We start from the raw sequence: 24,821 nt of genomic DNA, 5'->3' as shown, positions 1-24,821 counted from the left end.
GGACGAGGTGAGCATGAACCGTGTTGTGAGCGGTACGCCGAGCGCGACCGTCGTACTGGCACGCCTGCTCGCGCAGCCGGGGCCGCAGACGCGGTCCGAACTCGCCGTCGCCTGCGCCCTCTCGCGCCCCACGGTCTTCGCCGCCGTCGAGCGGCTCGAGGCCCTCGGGCTGGTTGAGTCCCTCGGCCAGCGCAGCGGACTTCCGGGAAGAACTGCCACCCTGTACGGCGTGCCGACGGGCGCGGGTTGTGTCGCGGCGATCGATATCGGCGGGACCAACCTGCGGGTCGCGGTCTGCGATGTGAGCGGTACGCCGCTGGCCGAGTTGAAGCGGGCGACTCAGGCCCAGGGCGCGGAGAGCGTCGTACGGCAGGCTGTTGAACTGCTCGCCGAAGCACGAGCTGAGGCTGGACGAGCGGATGTGCCGCTGCTGGCGGCCGGCGTGTCGACGCCGGGTGCGGTGAATCTGACCAACGACCCGATGGTTCGGTATGCGTGGAACCTGGGGCAGGAGACGCCTTACGACCTCTACTCGCAGCTGGCCGCGGGGATCGACGGGCCGGTGCTGCTGGAGAACAACGTCAACCTGGCCGCGATCGGTGAGCACCGGCATGGTGCGGGGAGCTCGTTGTCGACCTTTGCGGTCATCGCGATCGGCGCGGGTGTCGGTGCGGGGATCATGCACAACGGCACGCTGTTGCGTGGCGCTCATGGGGCTGCCGGCGAGGTAGGTTTCCTGCCGACAATACATGCAAGACGCGGTACGCCGGCCGAACCGGACGAGGCAGGTGGTCTCGCCCTGCTGCGCGAGGCCCGCGCGTTGGATCCGGCGCTGCGCGACGTACAGGATCTGTTTGATCGGGCTCGCGCCGGTGACGACTACGCGCTGTCGCTCGTCGAGGACGAGTGCCGACGCATCCACGAAATCGTCGCCGCCCTGAGCGCGATCGTCGACCCCGAGACCGTCATCCTCACCGGCGGCATCGGCGACAACGAACTCCTCGCCGCCCGCGTCGCCGAACTAGCAGCCACCCTCCCGGTCCCCGTCGCCGTCCTCCGCTCGACCCTCGGCGACCGCGCCTCCCTCGTCGGCGCCATCGCCACCGCCACCGACCACGCCAAGGCCCACCTCCTCCGCCGCACCGAATCCACCCCCACCACCTCCGCCATCTGATGGGTTAACCCATCCCGTTGCGGGTTCTGCACCCTCATGCGGGTCCAAAACCCACAAGCTCGTGGGTCAACCCATGAGATGCGGTTGGCCAACGGCGTCAGTTCTGGGCCGCCAGCCACGTCAGGCCCTCCTCGGCGTGCTCGACGATCGTGAAGTGGCTCGCGCCTTCGTGGATCTGCAGCGTCGCGGTCGGGCAATGCGCCGCGAGCCAGCGACCGTGTGAGGGCGGGATGATGCCGTCCGCCGTCCCGTGCAGCAGCAGGATCGGCGCGGTGATCGCCCGCGGATCACAACCCCAAGGCTGCGTGTACGACGCGTCGTCGTCGATCTGCCCGTATGGACCTGCGTCGAGTCCCGGGCCGGCGACCTTGCCCAGCCAGCCCCACGGACCCTCGAACATCTGGAAGTCCGCCGGCATGAACCCGGCGTCGTACTCGAAACCGGAGTCATGCAAAGCAGCCCGCACGTCGGCACCCGCCGCGGCACAACCGAGCGCCGCGATCCCCGACGGCACCATGCCGGTGAACCAGTCGAGACCCTCAGCCCCGTACGGCGCGATCGCGGCCAGCGTCACGACCGCGCTCACCCGGTCGCCGAGCAAGGCCGCTGTCCCCAGCGCGAAGGTTCCACCGCCCGAATACCCGACGACGGCGAACCGGTCGAGCCCGAGGGCGTTGGCCACGGCCTCCGTGTCCCGGCCAACCGAGGCCACGGTCCGCCCGCGCGCCACGGTAGAACCGCCGTACCCGGGACGGTCGAAGGAGATCCAGCGCAGGCCGAGGCGCTCGGCCGCCGCGAACAAGGGTTCGGGTGGGGCACCGACGTTCGGGGTGCCGTGGTTCCAGATCACCGGTACGCCGGTCGATCCGGTGTCATAGACGTGGACCGTGCGGCCGTCGGGGAGTTGTACCTGCTGTTCGATCATCACGCCAAGGATGTCGGAGCCGGCCGAACTACCTCGACATTTCAGAAACTGGTGGCCCGCGCCCGCGGGGTCTGGGTCATCCGGAGCTCGGTGGTGAAGGCGTACCGGTCGCCTCGGTAGAGAGCTGAGGTGTACTCGAAGACGCGGTCGCGACTGTCGAAGCTGATGCCGTGCGTCGCCAGGCACGGCTGAGTGACCGGAATGTCGAGCCAGGCAGCAGTCTTGGCATCGGGCATCACGGGCTCGAGGCGCGACGTACCGCTGACCACCTCGATGCCGTAGCGGTTGGTCAGCAGGTCGTACATGGACCCGTTGAGGTCCTCGGCCTCCAGACCTGGGACGTACGCCGCGGGCAAAGTGGTCCGCTCGACCACCATCGGGAAGTCGTCGGCCAGCCGCAGCCGGGTGAACGCGATAATCGGATCCCCGACCGGGATCCGCAGCCTCCGAGCCGCCGCACGCTCAGCCTTCTGATGGCGGAACTCGAGCATCTGGTTCCCCGGCCGCATCCCGCGCCGGCGGATGTCCTCGGAGAACCCGATCATCCCCAGCCACCGGGCCACCTTCGGCCTGGTCGTGTACGTGCCGCTCCCGTGCCGGCGCACGAGCAGTTCCTCGATCACCAACTCGTCGACAGCCCGGCGCAACGTCATCCGTGCCACGTTCCAGCGCACGGCCAGCTCCCGTTCGGGCGGCAGCGCAGCGCCCTCCGGGAGCGTGTCGATCAAACTCAGCAACAACGCCCGGATCTCGGCGGCCTTCCCCGGCAGCGAACCATGCATGCTTCCTGGGTAACAGACCAGCATCCCCCAGCGAAACCTTTTCCACCGCCGTCGAACCCAACCTCAATAGACCACCGAAGTCTGGAACTACTTCCCCATGTCCCACTTCTGCTCGTACCCCGTGCCACAGCGCCAGTGGATCAGCTTCACGCCGTCACCCTTCTGGGCACCCGGTACGGCGAGGCAATCCCCACTGCTGTTGCTGTGCAACCGAAGCGCGTTGTCGTAGGACCAGCGCTGGTTGGCGCCATTGCTGCAGGGATACTGCCAGACCGGGCCGCCCGTGCGACCGGCGGACGTCAGGCACTGCTTGGTCTTGACGTTCTTGAGGATGTAGATCCAGTTGCCGTAGTGGTCCAGCCCCACCGCATGGCGGGACCACTGCCTGTTCGTGCCGAACGGATCGCAATTCCACTGGACGAGCTGCGTCTTCCGGGTGGCGATCCCGCCTGGGACGGCCGCACACTTCCCGCTGTGGAAGTTCTGAACGTACACGGTCACGTCCGGCGGCGCCGCGGCGGCGGCGGACGAGGCGACGCCGGCCGTCAGCAGAACGGCTGTTGACGCCACAGCGAGGAATCCGGTCGTCAGTCTGCCGAGAGGCATGGTCGTGCTCCTGTTCCGAGGTCAGCGAAGCCTCAGGAGATCCGATGCGCTCTGCCTTCGTCAACGCGGCGGGCGGGTCGTTGCAGCAACGCGCAACGGATGCAACGAAACTTCCTGCGGGCACCGTTGTCGATGGCCGGAATGAAAACAAGCGCGCTTGATTCTTTTTGGGGATCGTGTCAGTGTCGGTGGCACGATCTCCGTCGCTTGGGAGTGCGCGTGCATGTAGACGAGGTGCTGGCGGATCTTTGGGCCGAGAGTGCTGAGCTGGATCGGCTGGTGGGCGGGCTGGCGGCTGGCGAGTGGGCTCAGGCGACGCCAGCTGAGGGCTGGACCATCGCTCATCAGATCGGGCATCTGGCCTGGACTGATGAGGCGGCGCGACTGGCGGCCGCCGAGCCGGAGGGGTTCGCGGAGCTGCTGGAGCGTGGCGCGGCCAACCCGACTGGGTACATCGATGATGCGGCGGCCGAGGGGGCTGCGTTGCCGCCCGATCAGTTGTTGGTCTACTGGCGAGAGACGCGGGCGGACCTGGCCGAGGCGCTGAAGGCGGTGCCGGCTGGGGGGAAGATTCCGTGGTTCGGGCCGCCGATGAGTGCGACCTCGATGGCGACCGCGCGGTTGATGGAGACGTGGGCGCATGGGCAGGACGTCGCTGACGCTCTCGGGGTACGACGGCCGCCGAGCAACCGCCTGCGACACGTGGCGCATCTGGCGGTGCGGACGCGTGGGTTCGCCTACATGCTGCACGGGCGGACTGCGCCTGACGTCGAGATTCGGGTCGAGCTGACTGGGCCCGATGGGGATGTGTGGAGCTGGGGACCGGAGGATGCGGCGCAGCGAGTGAGTGGGTCGGCGCTGGACTTCTGTTTGCTGGCGACCCAGCGAAGGCATCGCGACGACCTGGATGTGGTCGCGGAGGGTGCCGACGCGGATGAGTGGTTGGGGATCGTGCAGGCGTTTGCGGGGATGCCGGGCAAGGGTCGTCAGCCGGGGCAGTTCGCATGACCGCGCCGATTCGGATCGGGAACTCGTCCGGCTTCTACGGCGACCGGTTCAGCGCGGTGCAGGAGATGCTGACCGGTGGGCCGCTGGATGTGTTGACCGGGGACTACCTGGCTGAGCTGACGATGTTGATCCTCGGGCGGGATCGCCTGAAGGATCCGTCGCTCGGGTACGCGCGGACGTTCCTGAAGCAACTGGAGAGCGGGCTCGGCGAGGCTCTCGATCGCGGCGTGAAGATCGTCAGCAACGCCGGCGGATTGAACCCGGCCGGGCTCGCGCAGGCGATCCAGGAGCTGGCGGACCGGCTCGGTCTGCATCCGAAGATCGCGTACGTCGAAGGCGACGACCTGCTGAACCGAGCCGCCGAGCTCGAGCTGGGCGAACCATTGACGGCCAACGCCTATCTCGGTGCCTGGGGAATCGCCGAGGCGCTACAGGCCGGGGCCGATGTGGTCGTGACCGGGCGCGTCACCGATGCGTCCGTGATCGTCGGCCCGGCTGCCGCGCACCACGGCTGGAAACGGAACCAGTACGACGAACTGGCGGGCGCGGTCGCCGCCGGGCACGTGATCGAGTGCGGATGCCAGGCGACCGGCGGGAACTACGCGTTCTTCAGCGAGGTCCACGACCTCGGTCGGCCCGGGTTTCCGATCGCAGAGATTCATGCGGACGGCAGCAGCGTGATCACCAAGCACGACAAGACCGGTGGTGCGGTCACGATCGACACGGTCAAGGCTCAGCTGCTCTACGAGATCACGGGCGCCCGGTACGCCGGTCCGGACGTGACCACGCGGCTCGACACGATCGAGCTGTCAGACGATGGCGCCGACCGGGTCCGGATCAGTGGGGTTCGGGGGGAGGCTCCGCCGCCGACGTACAAGGTGTCGTTGAACAGCGTGGGCGGCTTCCGCAACGAGGTGAACTTCGTGCTGACCGGGCTGCAGTTGGAGGAGAAGGCCGAGCTGGTTAAGGCGCAGCTCGAGCGTGGGCTCGCGAAGCGACCGGCTGAGGTGCGGTGGACGCTCGCGTGGACGGAGAAGCCGAACGCTGACTCCGAGGAGGAGGCCAGCGTCTTCCTGCGGTGCGCGGTCAAGGATCCGGATCCGAAGGTGGTCGGCCGCGGATTCTCCAGCGCGGCGGTCGAGTTGGCGTTGTCGAGCTACCCCGGCTTCCACGTGCTCGCGCCGCCTGGGGAGGGATCGCCGTACGGCGTCTTCCGCGCCGGGTACGTCGATATCCACGCGGTCGAGCAGGTCGTCGTACTGCCGGATGGGTCGCGATCGATCATCGAGCCGGCGGCGGAGACGCAGGAGCTGACCCCGGCTGAGGATGCGGGGTTGCCGATCCCGTTGCCGTCGCTGGCGTCTACCGGACGACCGCGGACGCGCGAGGTTCCGCTGGGGCGGATCGCGGGTGCGCGCTCGGGAGACAAGGGCGGCGACGCGAACGTCGGGGTGTGGGTGCGCGACGACAAGGCGTGGCGGTGGTTGGCGCACACGCTGACTGTTGAGTTGTTCCAGGAGCTCTTGCCGGAGACGAAGGACCTGAAGGTCACTCGACACCTGCTGCCGAATCTGTGGGCGGTGAACTTCGTCGTCGAAGGACTGCTGGGTGAAGGGGTTGCCGCGCAGGCGCGGTTCGATCCGCAGGCCAAGGCCGTCGGCGAATGGCTACGATCTCGATATGTCGACATTCCGGAGATGTTGCTATGAGCACCGACTTCAGGGAGAGCGTGCGGAGGTTCATGGCGGCTGAGGTGCTGCCGCATCTGGATCAGTGGGAGCGGGACGGCGAGCTGCCGCGCGAGCTGCACAAGAAGGCCGGTCAGCTCGGACTGCTCGGGGTTGCGTTCCCCGAGTCCGCTGGTGGTGGCGGCGGATCGCTGAGCGACATGCTCGCGGTGGTCGAGGAGATGCACTACGCGGGTGGTTCGGGTGGGCTGGTCGCATCGCTACTGACGTGTGGGATCGCCGTACCGCATATTGTTGCTGCGGGCAATCAAGAGCAGCTCGATCGGTGGGTGCGACCGACGCTCGACGGTGAGCTGATCGGTTCGCTGGCGATCACTGAACCTGACGGTGGTTCGGATGTCGCGTCGCTGCGGACGACCGCTCGGCGTGATGGGGACTTCTTCGTGGTGAACGGCGCGAAGACGTACATCACGTCGGGGGTGCGCGCGGATTTTGTGACGACCGCGGTGCGGACCGACGGGCCTGGCGCGCATGGGATCAGCCTGCTGGTGATCGAGAAGGGTACGCCGGGATTCACGGTGTCGCGGAAGCTCGAGAAGCTCGGGTGGTTGTGTTCAGATACGGCCGAGCTGGCCTTCGACGACGTACGGGTTCCGGTGGGCAACCTGGTGGGGGCGCAGGGTTCTGGGTTCGTGCAGCTGGCGATCAACTTCGTTGCGGAGCGGTTGATTCTCGCGGTGCAGGCGTACGCCGGAGCGCAGCGGGCGCTTGACCTCACGGTCGAGTGGTGCCGGAACCGGGAGACGTTCGGCAAGCCGCTGATCTCGCGGCAGGTCGTGCAGCACACGCTCACCGAGATGGCGCGGCGGATCGACGTCGCGCGGGTCTACGTGCAGTCGGTCGCCGAGCGGTCCGAGCGGGGTGAGGACGTGTTCACGGCGGTCTGTTTCGCGAAGAACACCGCGGTCGAGGCCGGCCAGTGGGTGTGCGACCAGGCGCTGCAGCTGCACGGCGGGTTCGGCTTCATGCGGGAGGCCGAGGTGGAACGTCAGTACCGCGACCAGAAGGTGCTCGCCATCGGCGGCGGCACCAACGAGATCATGACCGGTTTGGCCGCCAAGCGACTGGGGTTCACCAAATGACCACAACGTCCGAAAACACGCCGACGAGCGCCCGCGCGTCTTCGGACGCTAACCGGATGGCGATGCTGGAGAAGTTGGCGGCGCTGGAGGGTGAGCATGCGAAGGCGTTGGCGGGGGGTGGGGAGAAGTACGTCGATCGGCATCACAAGCGCGGGAAGTTGCTGGCGCGGGAGCGGATCGAGCTGCTGATCGACCCGGACTCGGCGTTCCTGGAGCTGTCGCCGTTGGCTGGGTGGGGATCGGACTTCACGGTCGGCGCGAGTCTGGTGACGGGGATCGGTGTGGTCTGCGGGGTCGAATGCTTGATCACGGCGAACGATCCGACGGTCAAGGGTGGCGCGAGCAATCCGTGGACGCTGCGGAAGGCGTTGCGGTCGGACGAGATCGCGCGGGCGAACCGGTTGCCGGTGATCAGCCTCGTCGAGTCCGGCGGCGCGGATCTGCCGACGCAGAAGGAGATCTTCATCCCGGGCGGTGCGATGTTCCGGAACCTGACCCGGCTGTCGGCCGAGGGGATTCCGACGATCGCGTTGGTCTTCGGCAACTCGACCGCGGGCGGTGCGTACATCCCCGGGATGAGCGACTACGTGGTGATGGTCGACGGCGGCGCCAAGGTGTTCCTGGCAGGGCCGCCGCTGGTGAAGATGGCGACCGGCGAGGACGCGGACGACGAATCGCTCGGTGGAGCATCGATGCACGCGCGGAAGTCGGGGCTGGCGGACTACTTCGCGGTCGACGAGCAGGACGCGATTCGGCTCGGCCGGCAGATCGTGTCGCGGCTCAACTGGCGCAAGAAGGGTCCCGCGGCAGCGCCGTCGTACCAGGAGCCCTTGTACGAGGCCGACGAGCTGCTCGACATCGTTCCGGGTGATCTGAAGATCCCGTTCGACCCGCGGGATGTGATCGCGCGGGTGGTTGACGGGTCGGTGTTCGACGAATTCAAGCCGCTGTACGGCTCGTCGCTGGCGACGGGATGGGCTTCGGTGCACGGGTATCCCGTCGGGATCCTCGCGAATGCGCGGGGGGTGTTGTTCAGCGAGGAGGCGCAGAAGGCGGCGCAGTTCATCCAGCTGGCGAACCGGTCAGACACTCCGCTGATCTTCCTGCACAACACGACCGGTTACATGGTCGGTCGCGAGTACGAGCAGGGCGGGATCATCAAGCACGGCGCACAGATGATCAACGCGGTCGCGAACTCGAAGGTCCCGCATGTGTCGATCCTGATGGGAGCGTCGTACGGGGCCGGACACTACGGGATGTGCGGGCGGGCGTTCGATCCACGGTTCCTGTTCGCGTGGCCGTCGGCGAAGTCGGCGGTGATGGGACCGCAGCAGCTGGCCGGCGTGCTGTCGATCGTCGCGCAGGCAGCCTCCGAGGCGAAGGGCATGCCGTACGACGAGGACGGCGACGCGAAGATGCGCGCGTACGTCGAGGGCCAGATCGAGGCGGAGTCGCTGCCGATGTTCCTGTCCGGACGCCTGTACGACGACGGTGTCATCGATCCCCGGGATACCCGAACCGTGCTCGGTATCTGCCTGTCCGCCATGCACTCGGCACCCGTGGAGGGCACGTCCTCCTTCGGCGTTTTCAGAATGTGAGTCCGATGATCTCGTCGATTCTTGTTGCCAATCGCGGGGAGATTGCTCGTCGCGTGTTCCGGACTGCTCGGTCGCTCGGGTTGTCGACGGTTGCCGTGTACTCCACGGCGGACGCGGCGGCGCCGTACGTGAATGAGGCTGACGCGGCGGTGCACCTGCCGGGGAACACGCCTGGGGAGACCTACCTGCGCGGCGAGCTGGTGATTGAGGCGGCGCTGCGGGCTGGTGCGGACGCGGTGCATCCGGGGTATGGGTTTCTGTCGGAGAACGCCGGGTTCGCGGCGGCGGTGATCGAGGCGGGGCTGACGTGGATCGGGCCGCCGGTGGACGCGATCTCCTCGATGGGATCGAAGATCGAGTCCAAGAAGCTGATGGCGGCCGCCGGGGTGCCGGTGCTGGCCGAGCTGACGCCGGCTGAGGTGTCCGAGGCTGAGCTCCCGGTGTTGGTGAAGGCGTCGGCCGGGGGCGGTGGGCGCGGGATGCGGGTGGTCTCGCGGCTGGAGGATCTGGCGGCGGAGATCGACGCGGCATCGGCGGAGGCGTTGTCGGCGTTCGGCGACGGGACGATGTTCTGCGAGCGGTATCTGCCGGCTGGACGGCATATCGAGGTGCAGATCATGGCCGATCAGCACGGGACGATCTGGGCCGCCGGTGAGCGGGAGTGTTCGATTCAGCGGCGGCATCAGAAGGTGGTCGAGGAAGCACCGTCGCCGTTGGTGGAGCGGATTCCGTCGATGCGGCCGCTACTGTTCGACGCGGCGCGGAAGGCTGCGGCGGCGATCAGCTACGTCGGCGCGGGGACGGTGGAGTTCCTTGCCGATGAGGACGGGAACTTCTACTTCCTCGAGATGAACACGCGGCTCCAGGTGGAGCACCCGGTCACGGAGGAGACGACGGGGCTCGATCTGGTGGAGCTGCAGATCGCGATCGCGGATGGTTTGAAGCTGCGTGCGGATCCGCCGCCGACGGTCGGGCACGCGATCGAGGTGCGCCTGTACGCCGAGGATCCGCAGAAGGACTGGCAACCCCAAACGGGTGTGCTGCGGCGAGCGTCGCTTTGTGGAACATCCTTGTCGCCTGGTGACAGAAATGTTCCACAAAGCGGGCTGCGGGTGGACTCCGGCGTCGAGGACGGGTCGGTGGTTTCGCCGTTCTATGACGCGATGCTGGCGAAGGTGATTGCTTACGGCCCTGATCGGAGGGCGGTGGCTCGGCGGCTGGCCGGAGAGCTTCAGCGGGCGACTCTTCATGGGGTGGGGACCAACCGGGATCTGCTCGCTTGGATTCTGCGGCATCCGGCGTTTCTGGCGGGCGATACCGACACCGCGTTCTTTGAGACACACGGTGTCGGCAGCCGATCCAGCAGTGCGGCTCAGCAGTTGTCGGCGGTGGCTGCCGCCCTGGCCGATGCGGCCGGACGCGTTGGGCCGGTGCGGGTGCCCAGTGGGTGGCGGAATCTGGCGTCGCAGGCGCAGCGGAAGAGCTACCGGGTCGGCGAGACCGCTTATGACGTTGACTATCGGCACACCCGGGACGGATTGGTTGTCGAGGGCAACATTCGGCATCTCGACAGTACTCCGGAACGCGTGGTGCTCGAGGTGGACGGCGTACGGCGGGTGTTCGACGTGGCGGCGTATGACGGGCTGGTGTGTGTGGACTCGGCTCTCGGGTCAGTGGCGTTGACACCGGTGCCGCGGTTCGTGGACCCGTCGCAGCAGGTGGCGGCCGGGTCGTTGGTGGCGCCGATGCCGGGGACGGTGATCCGGGTCGGTGTGCAGGTCGGTGAGGTGGTGAAGCAGGGGCAGCCGTTGTTGTGGCTGGAGGCTATGAAGATGGAGCACACGATCGCTGCGCCGGCTGATGGTGTTGTCGGTGAGCTCAATGTCGAAGCGGGTCAACAGGTCGAGGTCGGCGCCGTACTGGCTGTCGTTGGGGAGAACGCATGAGCTTCGTAGAGAGTGAAGAGCGTCGGGCGCTGCGCAAGGCGGTCGGTGAGCTGGGGAAGAAGTACGGCTACGAGTGGTTCGACCGGCAGGCGCGGAGCGGCGGGAACACCTCCGAGCTGTGGCTGGAGGCCGGGAAGCTCGGTTATCTCGGCGTCAACCTGCCGGAGGAGTACGGCGGCGGTGGCGGCGGCATGGGTGACCTGTCGATCGTGCTGGAGGAGCTCGGCGCGGCCGGTTGTCCGCTGCTGATGATGGTCGTGTCGTCGTCGATCGTCGGCACGGTGATCACGCGGTTCGGGACCGACGCGCAGAAGCAGCGCTGGCTGCCCGGGCTGGCCGACGGGTCCACGACGATGGCGTTCGCGATCACCGAGCCGGATGCCGGGTCGAATTCGCACAACATCACCACGACCGCCCGCCGTACCGAGGACGGCTGGTCGCTGTCCGGGCGCAAGGTCTTCATCTCCGGCCTCGATGTGGCACAGGCGATGCTGGTCGTCGGCCGGACCGAGGACGCCCGGACCGGCAAGCTGAAGCCGGCGCTGTTCGTCGTCCCGATGGACACGCCGGGGATCGAGTTCCAGCAGATCGAGATGGACCTGATCAGCCCGGACAAGCAGTTCACGCTGTTCCTGGACGACGTACAGCTGCCGCGCGAGGCGCTGGTCGGCGCCGAGGACGCGGCGCTGATGCAGCTGTTCGCGGGGCTGAACCCGGAGCGGATCATGGCGTCCGCGTTCGCGCTCGGGATCGCCCGGCATGCCCTCGGCAAAGCGCTTGCCTACGTCAAGGAACGCCAGGTCTGGAAGACCCCGATCGGCGCCCACCAAGGCATCGCGCACCCACTCGCGCAGGTCAAGATCGAGCTGGAACTCGCCCGGCTGATGATGCAGAAGGCGGCCGCCCTGTACGACGCCGGCGACGACCTGGGCGCGGGTGAGGCCGCGAACATGGCCAAGTACGCCGCGGGAGAGGTCGCCGTACGGGCCACTGATCAGGCAGTCCAGTCGCTCGGCGGCAACGGCGTCACCAAGGAGTACGGCGTCGCCGCGCTGTCGGTCGCGGCTCGGGCGATCCGGATCGCTCCGGTGAGCCGGGAGATGATCCTGAACTTCGTCGCCCAGCACAGCCTCGGGCTGCCGAAGTCGTACTGAGGTCTGGTGCAGATACTCGGTAGTAAGCGACAGTTCCTGGCACGAGTGGGCTGGGTTAGGAGGTCGGCGAGTGCTGGAGGTGTCCAGGTGCGTGCATCGCAAGGCGGAGGAGCGTCCTCGATGCGGTGTTCATCGTGGATGCTCCTCCAACGCAGCGAGGTGCGTGCCTGGGCGCCTCCAGTGCCGCTGAAGTCCTAACCCAGCCCACTAACTCCGCTCAGAGAGGCCGGCCGATGATCATCACCAGCCAGTACCCGCCCGTCGAGCTGCTCGACGTCCCGCTGCACGAGGCGGTCCTCGGACGTGCGCAGGAGTACGGCGACCGCCCGGCCCTCGTGGACGCGGTCAGCGGCCGCGAGATCAGCTACGCCCAGCTGGACGGGATGACCCGGCGGCTGGCGGCCGGGCTGGCCGAGCTCGGCATCCGGCACGGTGACGTGGTCGCGCTCTACAGCCCGAACACGATCCTCTACCCGGTCGTCTTCTACGGCGCCATCCGGGCCGGCGCGACCGTGACCACGGTCAACGCGCTCTACACCGCCGACGAACTGCACAAGCAACTGGTCGACTCGAAGGCCAAGATCCTGGTGACGATCTCGTTGTTCCTGCCGGTCGCGACGGCCGCGATCGAGGGCACCGAGGTCGGGGAGATCTTCGTCTGCGACCAGGCCGAGGGCTATCGGTCGGTGCAGGAACTGCTGGCCTCGACCGCACCCGAGCCATCGGTCACGATCGATCCGGCCTCCGATGTCGCGGTGTTGCCCTATTCGAGCGGTACGACGGGTGCGGCCAAGGGTGTGATGCTGACGCACCAGAACATCGCGACCAACCTGGTGCAGGCCGAGGCGACCTTCCAGATGGGCGACGGGGAGCGGATCATCGCGATCCTGCCGTTCTTCCACATCTACGGCCAAGCGGTGTTGATGAACCTGCCGTTCCGCCTCGGCGCGACTGTCGTCGTACTGCCGAAGTTCGAGCTGCAGCAGTTCCTGACCACGCTGGACGAACAGAAGATCACGCGGGCGTTCGTCGCGCCGCCGATCGTGCTGGCGCTGGCGAAACACCCGGCGGTGGATGGGGTGGATCTGTCGGCACTGAAGTACCTGACGTCCGCGGCGGCTCCGCTCGACGCGGAGCTGGCCGAGGCATGCGCGAAGCGGCTCGGGCTGGTCTCCGTGCTGCAGTGTTACGGGATGACCGAGCTGTCGCCGGGCACGCACGCCGTACCGCAGGACGATCCGGAGCCGCCGCCTGGTGCTGTCGGCAAGCTGTTCCCGTCGACCGAGCAGCGGCTGGTCGGTGCCGACGGCAACGATGTGGCCGAGGGTGAGGTCGGCGAGATCTGGATTCGCGGACCGCAGGTGATGAAGGGGTACCTGGGTCGGCCGGCGGAGACCGATGCGACGGTTGATCGCGAGGGCTGGTTGCACACCGGCGACCTCGGCCGCGTCGACGACCGCGGCTATCTGTACGTCGTCGATCGGGTCAAGGAGCTGATCAAGTACCACGGCTACCAGGTGCCGCCGGCCGAGCTGGAGGCCGTGCTGCTGACCGACGAGCGGATCGCGGATGCGGCCGTGATCGGCGTCCTGGCCGACGGGAACGAGGTACCGAAGGCGTTCGTGGTGCCGATGCCGGGGTCCGGGCTGACCGAGGCCGACGTGCTCGAGTACGTCGCGGCGCGAGTGGCGCCGTACAAGAAGGTGCGGCTGGTCGAGTTCATCGAGGCGGTACCGAAGGCAGCGTCGGGGAAGATCCTGCGGCGTGAGCTCAGAGCGCGCGAGGCCGCCCGTGAGTGAAGCCAGTTTGAAGGAACCCCGCGAGCCACAGCAGGACCGCAGCCGGGCCACCCGGCAGCGGTTGCTGGAGGCTGCGGTCGAGTCGCTCGCCGACGTCGGGTACGCCGCGACCACGGTGGCTGTGGTCGCGGCCCGGGCCGGAGTGTCGCGGGGCGCGGCCCAGCACCACTTCCCGACGCGGGCGGACCTGTTTGCGGCTGCGGTCGAGTACATGACCGAAGTGCGGCTGGCGGAGATCAGGGCGGCCACGTTGCCCACCGGACCGGGACGGACCGAGGCGATCGTCAGCCTGCTCGTGGACGTCTACACCGGTCCGCTGTTCCGGGCCGCCCTACACCTGTGGGTTGCGGCCTCGACTGAAGAGGCGCTGCGCGCGCAGATCGTCCGGCTGGAAGAGCGGGTCGGGCGGCGAGCACACCGGGCGCTCCTCGACGTACTGGATGTTTCGGAGCGGACTCCCGGCGTACGGGAGACGGTGCAGGGCGTGCTGGACATGGCACGTGGTCTGGGCCTGGCTGACCTGCTGTCGGATGACAGCGCCCGCCGACGCGGCATCGTCCGCCAGTGGAGCCGCATCCTCGATCAGGCCTTGCTAGCGCCTGGGGTGTGACCGAACGACCTTCTGAAGGTGTCGATGAACGCACTGGTCGACGCCCAGCCGCACTGGTGCGCCACTCGGGTCACTGACTCACCGTCGGCGAGCAGCCTGAGTGCTGTGTGCAGTCTGAGTTGGGTGCGCCACTGCGGGAACGTCATGCCGAGGTCTGCGCGGCACAGTCGGCTCAGCGTGCGTTCACTCGCGCCGACGTGGGTGCCGAGCTCGGTGAGGGTGCGGTTGTCGGCAGGGTCGTCGTACAGGAGTGCACAGAGCGCAGCCAGCCGCGGGTCACGCGGTGTGGGCAGGTAGGTAGGGCGCTGGGGTGAGCGCTTCAGCTGGTCCAGCAGTACGTCGTACAGCCTGCTGCGCTCAGGTGACTCCGGCAGTGGTGTGGTGTAGGTGAGGATCAGCTCTCGGAGGAGTGGGCTCACCACTAGAGCGGACGGGAGGTCTAAGGCGAGCGGGTTCTCGGTGAGGCCGATGGTGTGCAGGGCTGTGTAGCCGTAGGCGCGGTGTTCGTGGACTGTGCCGGCCGGGACCCAGATGGCGCGGTTGGCCGGGGCGATCCAGCTGCCGGCGTCGGTAGTAACGGAGAGGACGCCCTGACCGGCGTACACGATCTGGTGCTGGTCGTGCCAGTGCGCGTCGATCGCACCACCGGCCGCGATCGGCAGGATTCCGGTGGTTGCGTCGGAGTGGCGGGTTTCCGGCATAGGTTGGCATTTTATCGGAAGCCAGACAGGTAGCCCGGCGGCGACGATCTTTGGATGAGGAGAATCCGGCCGATCGGGCTGATGGCGATCGGGCACGCGTGCGTTGACATCTACCAGGGCTGTGTCCCGGCGCTGGTGCCGTTTCTGGTGGCTGAGCGCGGCCTCGGGTACGTCGCGGTCTCCGGGATCACGCTGGCCGCGACCTTGCTCTCGTCCGTGGTGCAGCCGGTGTTCGGCGTACTGACGGATCGACGGCCGCTGGCCTGGTTGATCCCGGTGAGCATGACGACGGCCGGGCTAGGGATCGCGTTGATCGGGGTCGGCGACGCCTACTGGCTGGCGTGGTTCGCGGCCGCGTTGTCGGGGCTCGGCGTCGCGGCGTACCACCCGGAGGCGGCGCGAATGGCCCGCGCGGTCAGCGGGGCCAGTCACGTCGGGATGAGCTGGTTCTCGGTCGGCGGCAACGTCGGGTTCGCGCTGGCGCCGGCCATGGTCACGCCGATCATCGCGTCCGGTGGACTGCGGTGGACTCCCGTGCTGATCGTGCCCGCGCTGTTCGGTGCGGTAATCACCAGACTGGCGGTGCGATCCGCCGAAGTTGTTGCTGCCCGCAACCATGTCGCGCCCGGGTCCGATGACTGGCCGTCGTTCCTGCGGTTGTCGGCGATCATGATCTGCCGGTCGATCGTGTTCGTCGGGCTGGGCACGTTCATCGCCCTGTACGCCGGTCAGCGGGTCGGTGGCGGTTCGACGACCGGCGGGATCGCGTTGTTCGTGCTGTTCGCGTGCAGCGCGTTCGGGACGTTGCTCGGTGGCCGGTTCGCCACCCGATTCGGCCGCGTCCGGACGTTGCGCGCGGCGTACGGCGTCGCCGTACCGGCTCTTGCTGGCCTGGTGTTCGTCCCGGGCCCGGCCTTCTTCGCCTTCCTCGGACTGACGGCGATCGCGATGGCGATCCCGTTCTCGCTGCATGTGACGCTCGGCCAGGACTTCCTGCCCACCCGCGTCGGCACCGCCGGCGGCATGACGCTGGGCCTCGCCGTCAGCATCGGCGGCATCGGCACCCCGATCCTCGGCACCCTCGCCGAACACACCTCCCTGCACCTCGCCCTGTCCACCCTGATCGCGTTGCCCCTGGCCTGCGCCCTGATCGGCTACGCCCTCAAAGAACCCGTCACGGAGTATTAGCGCACGCGGGTTGTCGTGCGGTGATCGACCTTGGCAGCCAGCTCGTCGGGGTCGCAGTCGGCCAGGTGATCGCGGACGAGCAGATGGATGAACGAGTACTCACCGGGTGCGGTCCGTGCCAGCACGAACCGGTCGGCGGCGTACTGCAGGAAGGCGCGACGGCGCCAGGGAACGTTGCCGGTCCAGGGCACCAGGAAGTCGTAGAGACGGCGAGACACGAGACTCGCCACCCCCCACCTCTCGAGCGACCACGCTCTGCCGAGCACGAGACCGACCGGGAAGCCCGCAACCACTTCCTCAGTTCCTGGGAACAGGTCGGCGCCCAGCGCGACGGCGACCGCGATCCCTGACATGGCACCACCGAGCACCCACCACGCCATCCGCGTCCAGGGCCGGCCAGCGCCAGCCGGAGGGGGCCAAAGATGACTTTCAGCAATCTGATGCCGCGAGCAACGATCAGGCCGATCGCTGCGCCCGTGAGGAGGTCGCCCAGGTCCAGCCCAAAGCCGGTCCACCGCGGCAGCGCCTCCACTACGCCGATCGCGGCAGCGGTCATCAGGAGCGCGGCTACGGCACCCGCGGCGAACGCCAACCCCAGAAGTGCTGCGCGGCGGGGCGCCGGGTTACTCACGGCAACGGGATACCACCACTCGACGGGCGGCCAGAGCGCGTAGAGGAACGTCAATCCGCCGACCACCACTCCAGGGACTACGCCGTATTGCCCGGCCGTTGCAGCCGTTGACCCTGCCGTGAATCCCGCGAACACCGCCGGCGCGCAGGCCATCTGCGCCAGATAGTCCACCTCAGGGCGGCTTCGGTCGCGAATGTTCGGAGGAACAAGAAAAGGTGGTATTTCAGTTCGGTCGCCGGCCAGTTGACGGGTGAACCACGCCAGGCACCAGAGGGAGCGCACCGCCGTGCGCGCGTCGTACTGGCGGCTTGTCGGACGGTGCCTGGAAAGGACCTCGGCGATGAAGGTGTCGAAGAGGTCGCGGCGGACATCCTCTGTACCGCTAGCAGCGATGTCTTCGGGGATTCGGTCTTGGTAGGCCAGCAGGAGGACGTTGAGCATCAGAGGTGAGGTGACGAGGTCCCAGAGCTCGTCGTCTTGTTCGATGGCGGCGCGCGCCCCGTCCAGTGCAGGGCCTGCTGCTTCGAAGTACTCGAGGACCTGTTGCCTGGTGAGTGGTCTGATGTCCACAGCACCGTTCAGGATGAGCTTGTTGGTCAGCTGACCGTAGTCGTGAGCGCGGCAGGTGACGGCGAGTTTGGGGATCGTGTAGTGCATCTGCAGCTCAGTGAGGACGCCTGCCAGTTTGTCGTGGTGCGAGCGGTCGATTTCGTCCAGGCCGTCGAGCAGCAGCGCGAGGCGCCCGTGCAGCAGCCAGCTTCGGCCTACGGCCGCTGGGATGCCGTAACGAAGTCTCAGTTCGCCGAGCAGCCAGCGGACGAAGCCAGCCAGCAACGGACTGTCACGCGGGTGGTCATCCCTCTTGGCCGACGGTGTGGCCGTCCAACTGGCCAGGTCGACCAGGACCGGGATCGGTGCCCGCTCGTCGATCGCCGCCTGCTCGGCCAGGGTGCGGGCGAGGCTGAGCAGCAGAGTGGTCTTCCCGGCTCCGGGCGCACCCAGGATCAACATCGAGTCCTGGAGTTCGTCGAAGACGGCGGCGATCTCCGCGTTCTCCGGGAGTTGCCGCGGTTCCCGGTCGATCGGCTGGACGAACAAGTCGTACGGCCGGACCACCGCCTGCGGACGCTCGTCGAGCGCGAGGGCGATCCGGGTCCGGGCTGCCAGCGAGACGGCAACCCGCTGGTTCAGGTAGCCGTCGACGTTGCGCAGGAGGAGCAGCCGGTTGGCCGGTACGTCGGCCGAGCGACTGGAGATGGTCGGCTGTTGGCGGCTGCGGACCTCGGCCAGGGCGGTTCCGACGAGGATCAGCCAGAGGACGCCGATCACCGGCCACGCCCAGCCGACGTACGGGGTGAGGAAGGCGGGCGCGGTGCCGCCGGTGGCTACGTTGATGGCGATCGGGAGGAGGACCAGGCTCGACGAGGCGGTCAGCACGATCACGACAGCACGCAGCACAGAGTCCCGGATCCTCACGCTCCGGAGCGTATCGGTCCTTGGCTGTATCGGTCTTTGGATCGGCACTGCAGGAATCGTTCAACGATCACGCAACTTGAGCTTTGTCATGACTACTGAGCGGGATCACCCTGTCAAGGGATCCCGATTCAGGCGCTGCCGAGTATCCCCCCAGCCTGTGGATAACTTCCGGGCCCGGGCTGGCGACGGCTATGGCGCGTTCGGCGGACCGGCAATTCCGCGTGCCGCGCGGAAATGGTCCCGAGCCGCGCGGGCAGTCACCGCGCTGCTCCGGACGAGGTCGAGTGTGCGGAACAAGGTCCGCGTATCGATGACGAGTCCGTTGTCTTGCGCGAAGCCATCCACATCCTCATCCCTGCCGTTGAGGATTGGCTGCCTTGTGGCTGGGTCATGGTTGCGGAACTGGTTTGCGATGTACCACTCGCCGGACGGCAGGTTTCCGGTTCGTTGGAGGTAGCGCTTACTGAACCGCGCCAGCTGCTGGATCCCGACCGTCGAGGCGCCTTTTGTGAAGCCCTTCACCTCGGCAATCACCAACCAGCCAGGCACGCCGGGGTCGCTGATGTGGAGATCCTCTACCTTGTCGTCGGCCTTCGCGAGCCGATCGGCATCGACCACGGCGAAGCCGAGCTCGCGTAGCGCTGTGATTACGGCGTCGACCAGATCCTCAGAGTCCGCGGTCAGAAGTGCTCGTTCGTAGGTATCGCCGGCTGTCTTGGCCGCGTCGAGCAGAGCACGGAGGGTTTTCGCCCGCTGCTCGAGGTGGGCTTCGATGTGTCGCTTCTCGGCCTCGAAGAGAGAACGGTTGGCCAGGCCTTTGCGTTCGGCCGGTGTTTGCCACTGCTGCTCGTCTGCCCAATCCGGCAGACTCGGGAATCGATCTGGGGCGATCTTGTGCCACTCCGTCAGCGCCGCTTTCACCCACGGGACAATGTCTGGAATATCGCCAGGGAGAACCCAGACCTGCGCGCCGCCCGGTCGGGTGTACGAGCCAGCGAGCACATGCCTATCACCGGTCGCCAAGAACGGTTGAAGCTGAGGGGAGTAGCTGCCCGGCGCTAGTGGAGCGAACGCTTCAATTCCACCCCCCGAGGTGATCCGCGGCTGCTTTACGAGGCCCTCGCTGAAGGTCGTGTGCTTACCCCTACGCTTTGCGATCGGCTCGAGAATCTCGTGTGCGAGTCTCTCGACGCTCTCGGGGAGCCCGGGGTAGCGCAACAGCTCCTCAGATACGTTGTGGTTATCGGCCCGGATGGACCAGCGACTATCAATCGCTTCAACCGTCCACTCGGACTCCAGCGTCCGGGGTGCCTGAACCACTCCGAACAGATGGTTCGCGGTATAGCTGATCGGTCCGGAAGCCACCACCGCATCCCATTCGGACTGGCGCACCTCCTGCGGGAACTTCTCGACCACCCGCACGGAGGGCACGAACTCCCGGATCCGGTCGACCACTCCCTCACCGAATCCATAGATAAGTACGCGTGGCCGGGGCCGGCTGTTGATCAGCACCGCGGCGGCGGGTGGACGTGGATCTATCATGCAATCAGTTTCGAGGATGCGCGGCGCCGAATGGAACAGCCTCGCCCGCGCAGCAACTGCCGGACAAGTAGCGACTTCCGCAATCGCCCTTCCAGACGCGAAACCCTCTGTCATGACGCAGAAAATGGGGGGTCGCCCCGGCGCGGCCGTTCTAGTGGGGTCGTGTTGCTCGTCGGCTTCGGAGTTGGAGCGGTGCTGGTGCGGTCCGGCCGTGAGACGCCGGTCAGCGATCAGGCGAGGACGCAGATGTCGAGTTGGGTGACGCCTGCGAGAAGGCGGCACAGGCGAGGCTCCAACCCTTCGTCGTGCTGTCATCGGACAAGGTCGAGCACAAGCCGATCGACGGTACCGACTGGGACATTCGTACTCGGATGAATCACAAGACGAAGTTGCAGGACAACTGGTACGACGTGGTCTGCGTCGTCAACTGGACGGCGCCGGAGATCAAGGTGAAGTCGGTGGAGACGACCGCCCCATAGGCGCTAACCGGTGCAGCATGGCGTCAGCCACCATCGTCCACTGCGGGCAGTTCCGCCAAAGCGCTCATGATCAGCCGGCGGGCAGCTGCGCCGTACGCGGCCAAGCTCGACAGAGCAGTAAAGGTTTCCGCGTACATCGCGATTTCGCGTGGGTGCGTGATCGTGAGGAATCCGGATACAAGCTCGACGTTTGCCTGGCTGTTGTCGAACATGTAGAAATCCTCGACTGGCCAACGCGACGAGCGGTCTACGGTCGTCGGTATGACTCCGAGAGTGACCGACGGAAGCGTCGATATGTCTAGCAGGTGGCGGAGCTGGTCAGCGAGAACGGCGTGACCGCCCACCTGGTAGCGCAGTGCCGCCTCCTCGAGCACGAAAGCGAAGGTGTGATTGCCTTCGCGGAGAATGTGCTGACGCTCTACGCGTTCAGTGACTGCAGCGGCTACGTCGTCGATTGCTACTTGTCGACGGTCCCGCACCGATGTCAGGACCGCGGTGGTGTACTGCGGTGTCTGCAGCAGGCCGGGGATCATAGTCTGGCAGTACGACCGAAACTTGCGCGTGCGTTCGTAGATATCGCGAACGGCGACGTTTAGTTGTTTCAGCCCGGTTCGCTCAGCCCGTCGCCAGTCGAGCCACATCGAGTTAACTGCTCTGACCTCGGCAATGAATTCGGGTATTAGCTTCGGGACGGAGCAGACGTAGCACCAGGCTCGCAGGTCGTCTTCGCTGGGCCGCTGTTTGGCGTGCTCGATTCGCGACGTCTTCGCCTCATGCCAACCGGCCGCAGCAGACAGCGCCCGCGCTGTCAGACCAGCATCGAGTCTGATCTCCTGCAGCCGGTTGGCGAGAGCTTGATGCGCGCTCTGAGCGCTTGAAAACTGTGACTCAGACATCGCAAACCTACGAGCGGACGGACTAGTCGGCTGTCACCCGGTCTGCGACATAGTCGCTGTGGTCGATCCCGAGCTCCCAGCAGGCCTCAAACGCCGCCTCGCTCAGTTTGACGGCTTCTGGATCGGTGGTCACTTGGTCGCCCATGTATCGCCCGTCACCAGCGAAAAAGTAGAACTGGAGGAAGGCGCCGTCGAAGACCCACACATCGTTGCCCGGCAGCGCGAGCGTAGACACTCGCTGCCTCGGTACCCACCGGATTCGCTCCCCCGCGTCGATGTTCACCCGCTGGGTCACCGCGTGCTCGAACCGTATGTAATCCGACACCGGTACACTGACGACTCGCACACGCCTCACCTCGACTCCTCGGGCGGTCGCCTGTCGAGCGGTATCAGTCCACTCGGCGTACGCCCGGACGGCTTCATCGAGGTCGCCGGCCTTCCACGCGAGATGACCTGGGTCCTCGGTCATGTACTGGTCGCGGAACTCCAGCTTGAGAGCAGTCCTCGTCGTCCTGGCCAGCAGATCAGCGAACGACTCCGGCACGACACGCCTCCAAGATGATGTCGACCATTCTGGCCGGTAGCTTCACGACGGACTCCGTATCCAGCAGTGGGCTGTCCGTCGAGATCCTCGCGAGCAGCTCGGGGTCGATGACCGTCTCACCCTGGAAGTAGAAGTCGCCCGTCTCCTCGTCCCGGAAGACGGCGGGACAGGTGTTGCCGGGATTATCTGGGTCTTTCCCATGGAACTTCAAAGCCATGATGACCTCCCATATCGGATGACTTGCGTCGGCATGCACCGATGACGCCCAATTCTTCGTCGGGTCACGGCTACCAGCCAACCCCTCAGCGGGTACTGCCGCAAGTTTCCGCAAGTTTATTGCCAGCAGATGCGACATGGGGAGGCCGTACGCGCCTGCGAGGGCTCCCGATACCGGGTTCCGGCGGGCGGCGTATCGAATCTTGGTGATTCATCGCGCAAGTTGCTGCAAGTCGATGGATGGCGACAGTTCGCGAGCCCTACGTTCGCTGGACGGTCAGGGCGGTGGGTGAGCCTTGAGCACGCGGCAAGCGGTGCGTTGTCTCCCAGCCCCGTCGCCCTGGCCGTTCCAACGTAACGAACGGGGTGGAGATGGACCATTCGCGCGACTGCGAGACGTGTGCGGTACATCAAGACATCAGGGTGATTCTGCAATCCAGCCGACCCCGCACGAGAAGATCCGCGAGGTCGAACTGGCACTGCAGCCGAAGCCCCCGGGCCGGCCGCGCCTTGCTGGACAGGCTTACCCGCTCGGGCGCACCCGCGACTGGCCGACTCTCGGTACGCCATGGGAGCGTCACGAGGATCAGGAGGTTCGCCGGTAATGGCGATGGACAAAACCGAGGCGCAGCCTGTTGTACCGGCGACAGAAGCGCCGGTTGTCCATGGATACTTCCGCGAGCATATGTTCATGGGCCCTCGGGAGAAGGCCGATCTCCGGGCGCGGCTGGATCGAGCCGCGCGGCAGCACGGGTACCGACTGGGCAAGGTGTTCGAGGAGCGGGTCGAGACAACACCTACGGCATTTGAGGCTTTGATCGCTGCGGCGGTCGAGGACGGTGCCGCCGTGATCGTGCCGGGCATCGACCATCTAGCGATCCACGGTCACGCCACGATGATCCGAGACAGCCTTGCCGCTTGTGTCGGCGCGCCCGTCCTCGTCGCCGAGAGGTACTGAGAAGCCAGCGCGAGGCCCCACGCCTCGGAGCGTATCGGTCCTTGGATTGACACTGCAGGAATCGTTCAACGATCACGTAGGTTGAGCTTTGTCATGACTACTGAGCGGATCGACCAGTCGGGTGTGGGTCTGCGGTCGGAGCGGGGCCCGATCCTGCTGGCGGTGATGCTGAGCACCGGGCTGGTGGCGCTCGACGCGACCATCCTGGCGACCGCCGTTCCGTCGGTGGTCGACGATCTGGGCGGCTTCACGCAGTTCCCTTGGCTGTTCAGCATCTATCTGCTGGCCCAGGCCGTATCGGTGCCGATCTACGGCAAGCTGGCCGATCTGCGCGGGCGGAAGCCGATGATTCTGTTCGGGGTCACGCTGTTCGTGGTCGGGTCGGTGCTCTGCGGGTTCGCGTGGAGCATGCCCGTGCTGATCGCGTTCCGGCTGATCCAGGGGCTGGGCGCGGGCGCGATCCAGCCGATCGGGATGACGATCATCGGCGACATCTACACGGTGGCCGAGCGGGCCAAGGTCCAGGGCTACCTGGCCAGCGTGTGGGGGATCTCGTCGTTCGTCGGGCCGACGCTCGGTGGGGTGTTCTCCGACTACATCTCGTGGCGCTGGATCTTCTTCGTGAACGTGCCGCTCGGGGTCGCGGCGGCGTTCGTGCTGCGCAAGCGGTTCGTCGAGAAGGTCGCCGAGAAGACGAAGGTCCAGATCGACTACGCGGGCGCCGTACTGCTCGCCGTCGGTGGTTCGCTGCTGCTGCTCGGGTTGCTCGAGGGTGGCGTGATGTGGGCCTGGGATTCGCCGGTCAGCATCGCGATCCTGGCCGTGGCGGTGCTGCTGGTCATCGCCTTCGCCCTGGTCGAACGGCGGGCGGCCGAGCCGATCCTGCCGCCGTGGGTGCTCGGTCGGCGGGTGCTGAACTCGGCCAACGCGACCGCGTTCCTGATCGGGCTGCTGATGATGGGCCTGTCGACGTACGTGCCGGTCTTCGCGCAGGGCGTGCTCGGTACGACGGCGCTGATCGCCGGATTCGCGTTGGCCTCGATGACGATCGGTTGGCCGATCGCGGCCTCGCTGTCCGGGCGGATCTACCTGCGGCTCGGGTTCCGGTGGACCATGTTGCTGGGCTCGGCCTTCGTCGTACTGGGGTCCGGGATTCTGCTGACGGTCTCGGCGACGAGCAGCGTCTTGCAGCTTGCGGCCGCTTGTTTCGTGATCGGCGTCGGGCTCGGGTTCTCCTCCGCACCGGCCGTGGTCGCGGCGCAGTCGTCGGTCGACTGGCAGCACCGCGGAGTGGTGACCGGAGCGAACATGTTCTCCCGCTCGGTCGGTAGCGCGGTCGGCGTTGCCGCCTTCGGTGCGGTCGCGAACGGCGAGATCGCCGCCCGGCTCGGCGGTGCGCACAAGGACCTCGGGAAGCTCCCCGCCAATGTGCTGGCACCCGCGATCCACGACGTCTTCTACGTCGCCGCCGGCGCCGCCGTACTGCTCATCGTCGCCGTCGCCTTCATCCCCAACCGCATCCCCGAACAGCCCCTCGCCGCTCGTCCGTAGATCGCTGGGCCAGACGCCGGCGCCATCGGGGTAGCCATCGACGAGTCACCTTGAGCACCCCTCAACCATGCGACACCCACCTCGATGGTTGAACCGTGCTCAAGGTCGGATGGCCGGCCCACCTTGTGCACCCGCCAACCACTTTTGGGGCGGACAAATGACTGGGCCGTGCTCAACGTCGTACCGGCTCACGGCTGGGAGGGGCCC

The 24,821-nt window shown here is 66.8% G+C and carries 22 protein-coding genes; 13 read left to right on the top strand and 9 right to left on the bottom strand.

Features of this window, described 5'->3' with window-relative positions; translation table 11 throughout:
• The first annotated feature begins 13 nt into the window (after nucleotides 1-13).
• Entirely contained in the window at nucleotides 14-1,174 is a 1,161-nt protein-coding gene (locus tag ACFVWG_RS17130) for an ROK family protein (protein WP_391544247.1), read from the top strand.
• A gap of 97 nt (nucleotides 1,175-1,271) precedes the next feature.
• Here ACFVWG_RS17130 and ACFVWG_RS17125 read toward each other — a convergent pair whose 3' ends face one another.
• The 3 genes from ACFVWG_RS17125 to ACFVWG_RS17115 all read right to left on the bottom strand — a co-directional run bounded on the left by ACFVWG_RS17125 (nucleotide 1,272) and on the right by ACFVWG_RS17115 (nucleotide 3,487).
• Entirely contained in the window at nucleotides 1,272-2,099 is an 828-nt protein-coding gene (locus tag ACFVWG_RS17125; RefSeq protein ID WP_391544246.1) for an alpha/beta fold hydrolase, read from the bottom strand.
• Nucleotides 2,100-2,140: 41 nt separating this feature from the next.
• On the bottom strand, nucleotides 2,141-2,881 hold the full coding sequence (locus ACFVWG_RS17120; RefSeq protein ID WP_391544245.1) for a GntR family transcriptional regulator: 741 nt from the start codon (nucleotides 2,879-2,881) through the stop codon (nucleotides 2,141-2,143).
• A gap of 87 nt (nucleotides 2,882-2,968) precedes the next feature.
• Nucleotides 2,969-3,487 (bottom strand): RICIN domain-containing protein, encoded by a 519-nt coding sequence (locus tag ACFVWG_RS17115; protein WP_391544244.1) that lies wholly within the window; start codon nucleotides 3,485-3,487, stop codon nucleotides 2,969-2,971.
• Nucleotides 3,488-3,706: 219 nt separating this feature from the next.
• On the opposite strand from ACFVWG_RS17115, the gene ACFVWG_RS17110 reads away from it, so the two are divergent.
• The 8 genes from ACFVWG_RS17110 to ACFVWG_RS17075 all read left to right on the top strand — a co-directional run bounded on the left by ACFVWG_RS17110 (nucleotide 3,707) and on the right by ACFVWG_RS17075 (nucleotide 14,432).
• Nucleotides 3,707-4,495 (top strand): TIGR03084 family metal-binding protein, encoded by a 789-nt coding sequence (locus tag ACFVWG_RS17110; RefSeq protein ID WP_391544243.1) that lies wholly within the window; start codon nucleotides 3,707-3,709, stop codon nucleotides 4,493-4,495.
• Nucleotides 4,492-6,204 (top strand): acyclic terpene utilization AtuA family protein, encoded by a 1,713-nt coding sequence (locus ACFVWG_RS17105; RefSeq protein ID WP_391544242.1) that lies wholly within the window; start codon nucleotides 4,492-4,494, stop codon nucleotides 6,202-6,204. The genes ACFVWG_RS17110 and ACFVWG_RS17105 overlap by 4 nt, the downstream gene beginning before the upstream one ends.
• Entirely contained in the window at nucleotides 6,201-7,325 is a 1,125-nt protein-coding gene (locus tag ACFVWG_RS17100; RefSeq protein WP_391544241.1) for an acyl-CoA dehydrogenase family protein, read from the top strand. Before ACFVWG_RS17105 ends, ACFVWG_RS17100 begins: the two co-directional genes overlap by 4 nt.
• Nucleotides 7,322-8,923, top strand: coding sequence for an acyl-CoA carboxylase subunit beta (locus ACFVWG_RS17095; protein WP_391544240.1), 1,602 nt, complete (start codon nucleotides 7,322-7,324; stop codon nucleotides 8,921-8,923). Before ACFVWG_RS17100 ends, ACFVWG_RS17095 begins: the two co-directional genes overlap by 4 nt.
• Nucleotides 8,924-8,928: 5 nt before the next feature.
• Complete coding sequence (locus ACFVWG_RS17090) at nucleotides 8,929-10,869, top strand: acetyl/propionyl/methylcrotonyl-CoA carboxylase subunit alpha (protein WP_391544239.1); 1,941 nt, start codon at nucleotides 8,929-8,931, stop codon at nucleotides 10,867-10,869.
• Nucleotides 10,866-12,023: an acyl-CoA dehydrogenase family protein gene (locus ACFVWG_RS17085; RefSeq protein ID WP_391544238.1), complete on the top strand. Its 1,158-nt coding sequence runs from the start codon at nucleotides 10,866-10,868 to the stop codon at nucleotides 12,021-12,023. Before ACFVWG_RS17090 ends, ACFVWG_RS17085 begins: the two co-directional genes overlap by 4 nt.
• 233 nt (nucleotides 12,024-12,256) lie before the next feature.
• Nucleotides 12,257-13,822, top strand: a complete 1,566-nt coding sequence (locus ACFVWG_RS17080; RefSeq protein ID WP_391544237.1) for an AMP-binding protein — start codon at nucleotides 12,257-12,259, stop codon at nucleotides 13,820-13,822.
• The gene (locus ACFVWG_RS17075; RefSeq protein ID WP_391544236.1) at nucleotides 13,815-14,432 is read left to right on the top strand and encodes a TetR family transcriptional regulator; all 618 of its coding nucleotides are present in this window, start codon (nucleotides 13,815-13,817) and stop codon (nucleotides 14,430-14,432) included. Before ACFVWG_RS17080 ends, ACFVWG_RS17075 begins: the two co-directional genes overlap by 8 nt.
• Here ACFVWG_RS17075 and ACFVWG_RS17070 read toward each other — a convergent pair.
• Nucleotides 14,405-15,133: an AraC family transcriptional regulator gene (locus tag ACFVWG_RS17070; protein ID WP_391544235.1), complete on the bottom strand. Its 729-nt coding sequence runs from the start codon at nucleotides 15,131-15,133 to the stop codon at nucleotides 14,405-14,407. The two genes, ACFVWG_RS17075 and ACFVWG_RS17070, sit on opposite strands and share 28 nt — an antisense overlap.
• Before the next feature lie 54 nt (nucleotides 15,134-15,187).
• Between ACFVWG_RS17070 and ACFVWG_RS17065 the strand changes: the two genes are divergently transcribed.
• Nucleotides 15,188-16,321, top strand: a complete 1,134-nt coding sequence (locus ACFVWG_RS17065) for an MFS transporter (RefSeq protein WP_391544234.1) — start codon at nucleotides 15,188-15,190, stop codon at nucleotides 16,319-16,321.
• Here ACFVWG_RS17065 and ACFVWG_RS17060 read toward each other — a convergent pair.
• Both ACFVWG_RS17060 and ACFVWG_RS17055 read right to left on the bottom strand, forming a co-directional pair.
• Nucleotides 16,308-18,428: an NACHT domain-containing protein gene (locus ACFVWG_RS17060; protein WP_391544233.1), complete on the bottom strand. Its 2,121-nt coding sequence runs from the start codon at nucleotides 18,426-18,428 to the stop codon at nucleotides 16,308-16,310. The two genes, ACFVWG_RS17065 and ACFVWG_RS17060, sit on opposite strands and share 14 nt — an antisense overlap.
• Before the next feature lie 189 nt (nucleotides 18,429-18,617).
• The gene (locus ACFVWG_RS17055; protein WP_391544232.1) at nucleotides 18,618-19,883 is read right to left on the bottom strand and encodes a hypothetical protein; all 1,266 of its coding nucleotides are present in this window, start codon (nucleotides 19,881-19,883) and stop codon (nucleotides 18,618-18,620) included.
• Nucleotides 19,884-20,224: 341 nt separating this feature from the next.
• Here ACFVWG_RS17055 and ACFVWG_RS17050 point away from each other — a divergent pair, with 341 nt between their 5' ends.
• A complete protein-coding gene (locus ACFVWG_RS17050; protein WP_391544231.1) occupies nucleotides 20,225-20,449 on the top strand; it encodes a hypothetical protein in 225 nt (74 codons plus the stop codon).
• A gap of 23 nt (nucleotides 20,450-20,472) precedes the next feature.
• On the opposite strand, the gene ACFVWG_RS17045 is transcribed toward ACFVWG_RS17050, so the two are convergent.
• Genes ACFVWG_RS17045 through ACFVWG_RS17035 form a run of 3 tightly spaced genes read right to left on the bottom strand, consistent with a single transcriptional unit; the run spans nucleotide 20,473 to nucleotide 22,106 of the window.
• Nucleotides 20,473-21,345, bottom strand: a complete 873-nt coding sequence (locus ACFVWG_RS17045) for a helix-turn-helix domain-containing protein (protein WP_391544230.1) — start codon at nucleotides 21,343-21,345, stop codon at nucleotides 20,473-20,475.
• A 22-nt stretch (nucleotides 21,346-21,367) separates the two neighbouring features.
• The gene (locus tag ACFVWG_RS17040; protein ID WP_391544229.1) at nucleotides 21,368-21,889 is read right to left on the bottom strand and encodes a DUF6879 family protein; all 522 of its coding nucleotides are present in this window, start codon (nucleotides 21,887-21,889) and stop codon (nucleotides 21,368-21,370) included.
• On the bottom strand, nucleotides 21,870-22,106 hold the full coding sequence (locus ACFVWG_RS17035) for a hypothetical protein (protein ID WP_391544228.1): 237 nt from the start codon (nucleotides 22,104-22,106) through the stop codon (nucleotides 21,870-21,872). Before ACFVWG_RS17035 ends, ACFVWG_RS17040 begins: the two co-directional genes overlap by 20 nt.
• A gap of 690 nt (nucleotides 22,107-22,796) precedes the next feature.
• Between ACFVWG_RS17035 and ACFVWG_RS17030 the strand changes: the two genes are divergently transcribed.
• Both ACFVWG_RS17030 and ACFVWG_RS17025 read left to right on the top strand, forming a co-directional pair.
• Nucleotides 22,797-23,063 (top strand): hypothetical protein, encoded by a 267-nt coding sequence (locus tag ACFVWG_RS17030; RefSeq protein WP_391544227.1) that lies wholly within the window; start codon nucleotides 22,797-22,799, stop codon nucleotides 23,061-23,063.
• Between the two features lie 93 nt (nucleotides 23,064-23,156).
• On the top strand, nucleotides 23,157-24,614 hold the full coding sequence (locus ACFVWG_RS17025; protein ID WP_391544226.1) for an MDR family MFS transporter: 1,458 nt from the start codon (nucleotides 23,157-23,159) through the stop codon (nucleotides 24,612-24,614).
• Nucleotides 24,615-24,821: the final 207 nt, after the last annotated feature.

The sequence above is a fragment of the Kribbella sp. NPDC058245 genome, assembly GCF_042882005.1.
Classification (GTDB): Bacteria; Actinomycetota; Actinomycetes; order Propionibacteriales; family Kribbellaceae; genus Kribbella.
This window is presented reverse-complemented; position numbering and strand designations above follow the sequence as displayed.

Excerpts from the sequence above, each read along its gene's own strand:
- ACFVWG_RS17065 (WP_391544234.1), top strand. The coding sequence starts at position 15,188 with ATGAGGAGAATCCGGCCGATCGGGCTGATGGCGATCGGGCACGCGTGC.
- ACFVWG_RS17080 (WP_391544237.1), top strand. The coding sequence starts at position 12,257 with ATGATCATCACCAGCCAGTACCCGCCCGTCGAGCTGCTCGACGTCCCG.
- ACFVWG_RS17045 (WP_391544230.1), bottom strand. The coding sequence starts at position 21,345 with ATGTCTGAGTCACAGTTTTCAAGCGCTCAGAGCGCGCATCAAGCTCTC.
- ACFVWG_RS17115 (WP_391544244.1), bottom strand. The coding sequence starts at position 3,487 with ATGCCTCTCGGCAGACTGACGACCGGATTCCTCGCTGTGGCGTCAACA.
- ACFVWG_RS17120 (WP_391544245.1), bottom strand. The coding sequence starts at position 2,881 with ATGCATGGTTCGCTGCCGGGGAAGGCCGCCGAGATCCGGGCGTTGTTG.
- ACFVWG_RS17025 (WP_391544226.1), top strand. The coding sequence starts at position 23,157 with ATGACTACTGAGCGGATCGACCAGTCGGGTGTGGGTCTGCGGTCGGAG.
- ACFVWG_RS17105 (WP_391544242.1), top strand. The coding sequence starts at position 4,492 with ATGACCGCGCCGATTCGGATCGGGAACTCGTCCGGCTTCTACGGCGAC.
- ACFVWG_RS17090 (WP_391544239.1), top strand. The coding sequence starts at position 8,929 with ATGATCTCGTCGATTCTTGTTGCCAATCGCGGGGAGATTGCTCGTCGC.
- ACFVWG_RS17125 (WP_391544246.1), bottom strand. The coding sequence starts at position 2,099 with ATGATCGAACAGCAGGTACAACTCCCCGACGGCCGCACGGTCCACGTC.
- ACFVWG_RS17030 (WP_391544227.1), top strand. The coding sequence starts at position 22,797 with ATGGGCCCTCGGGAGAAGGCCGATCTCCGGGCGCGGCTGGATCGAGCC.
- ACFVWG_RS17070 (WP_391544235.1), bottom strand. The coding sequence starts at position 15,133 with ATGCCGGAAACCCGCCACTCCGACGCAACCACCGGAATCCTGCCGATC.
- ACFVWG_RS17035 (WP_391544228.1), bottom strand. The coding sequence starts at position 22,106 with ATGGCTTTGAAGTTCCATGGGAAAGACCCAGATAATCCCGGCAACACC.
- ACFVWG_RS17095 (WP_391544240.1), top strand. The coding sequence starts at position 7,322 with ATGACCACAACGTCCGAAAACACGCCGACGAGCGCCCGCGCGTCTTCG.
- ACFVWG_RS17130 (WP_391544247.1), top strand. The coding sequence starts at position 14 with ATGAACCGTGTTGTGAGCGGTACGCCGAGCGCGACCGTCGTACTGGCA.
- ACFVWG_RS17085 (WP_391544238.1), top strand. The coding sequence starts at position 10,866 with ATGAGCTTCGTAGAGAGTGAAGAGCGTCGGGCGCTGCGCAAGGCGGTC.
- ACFVWG_RS17100 (WP_391544241.1), top strand. The coding sequence starts at position 6,201 with ATGAGCACCGACTTCAGGGAGAGCGTGCGGAGGTTCATGGCGGCTGAG.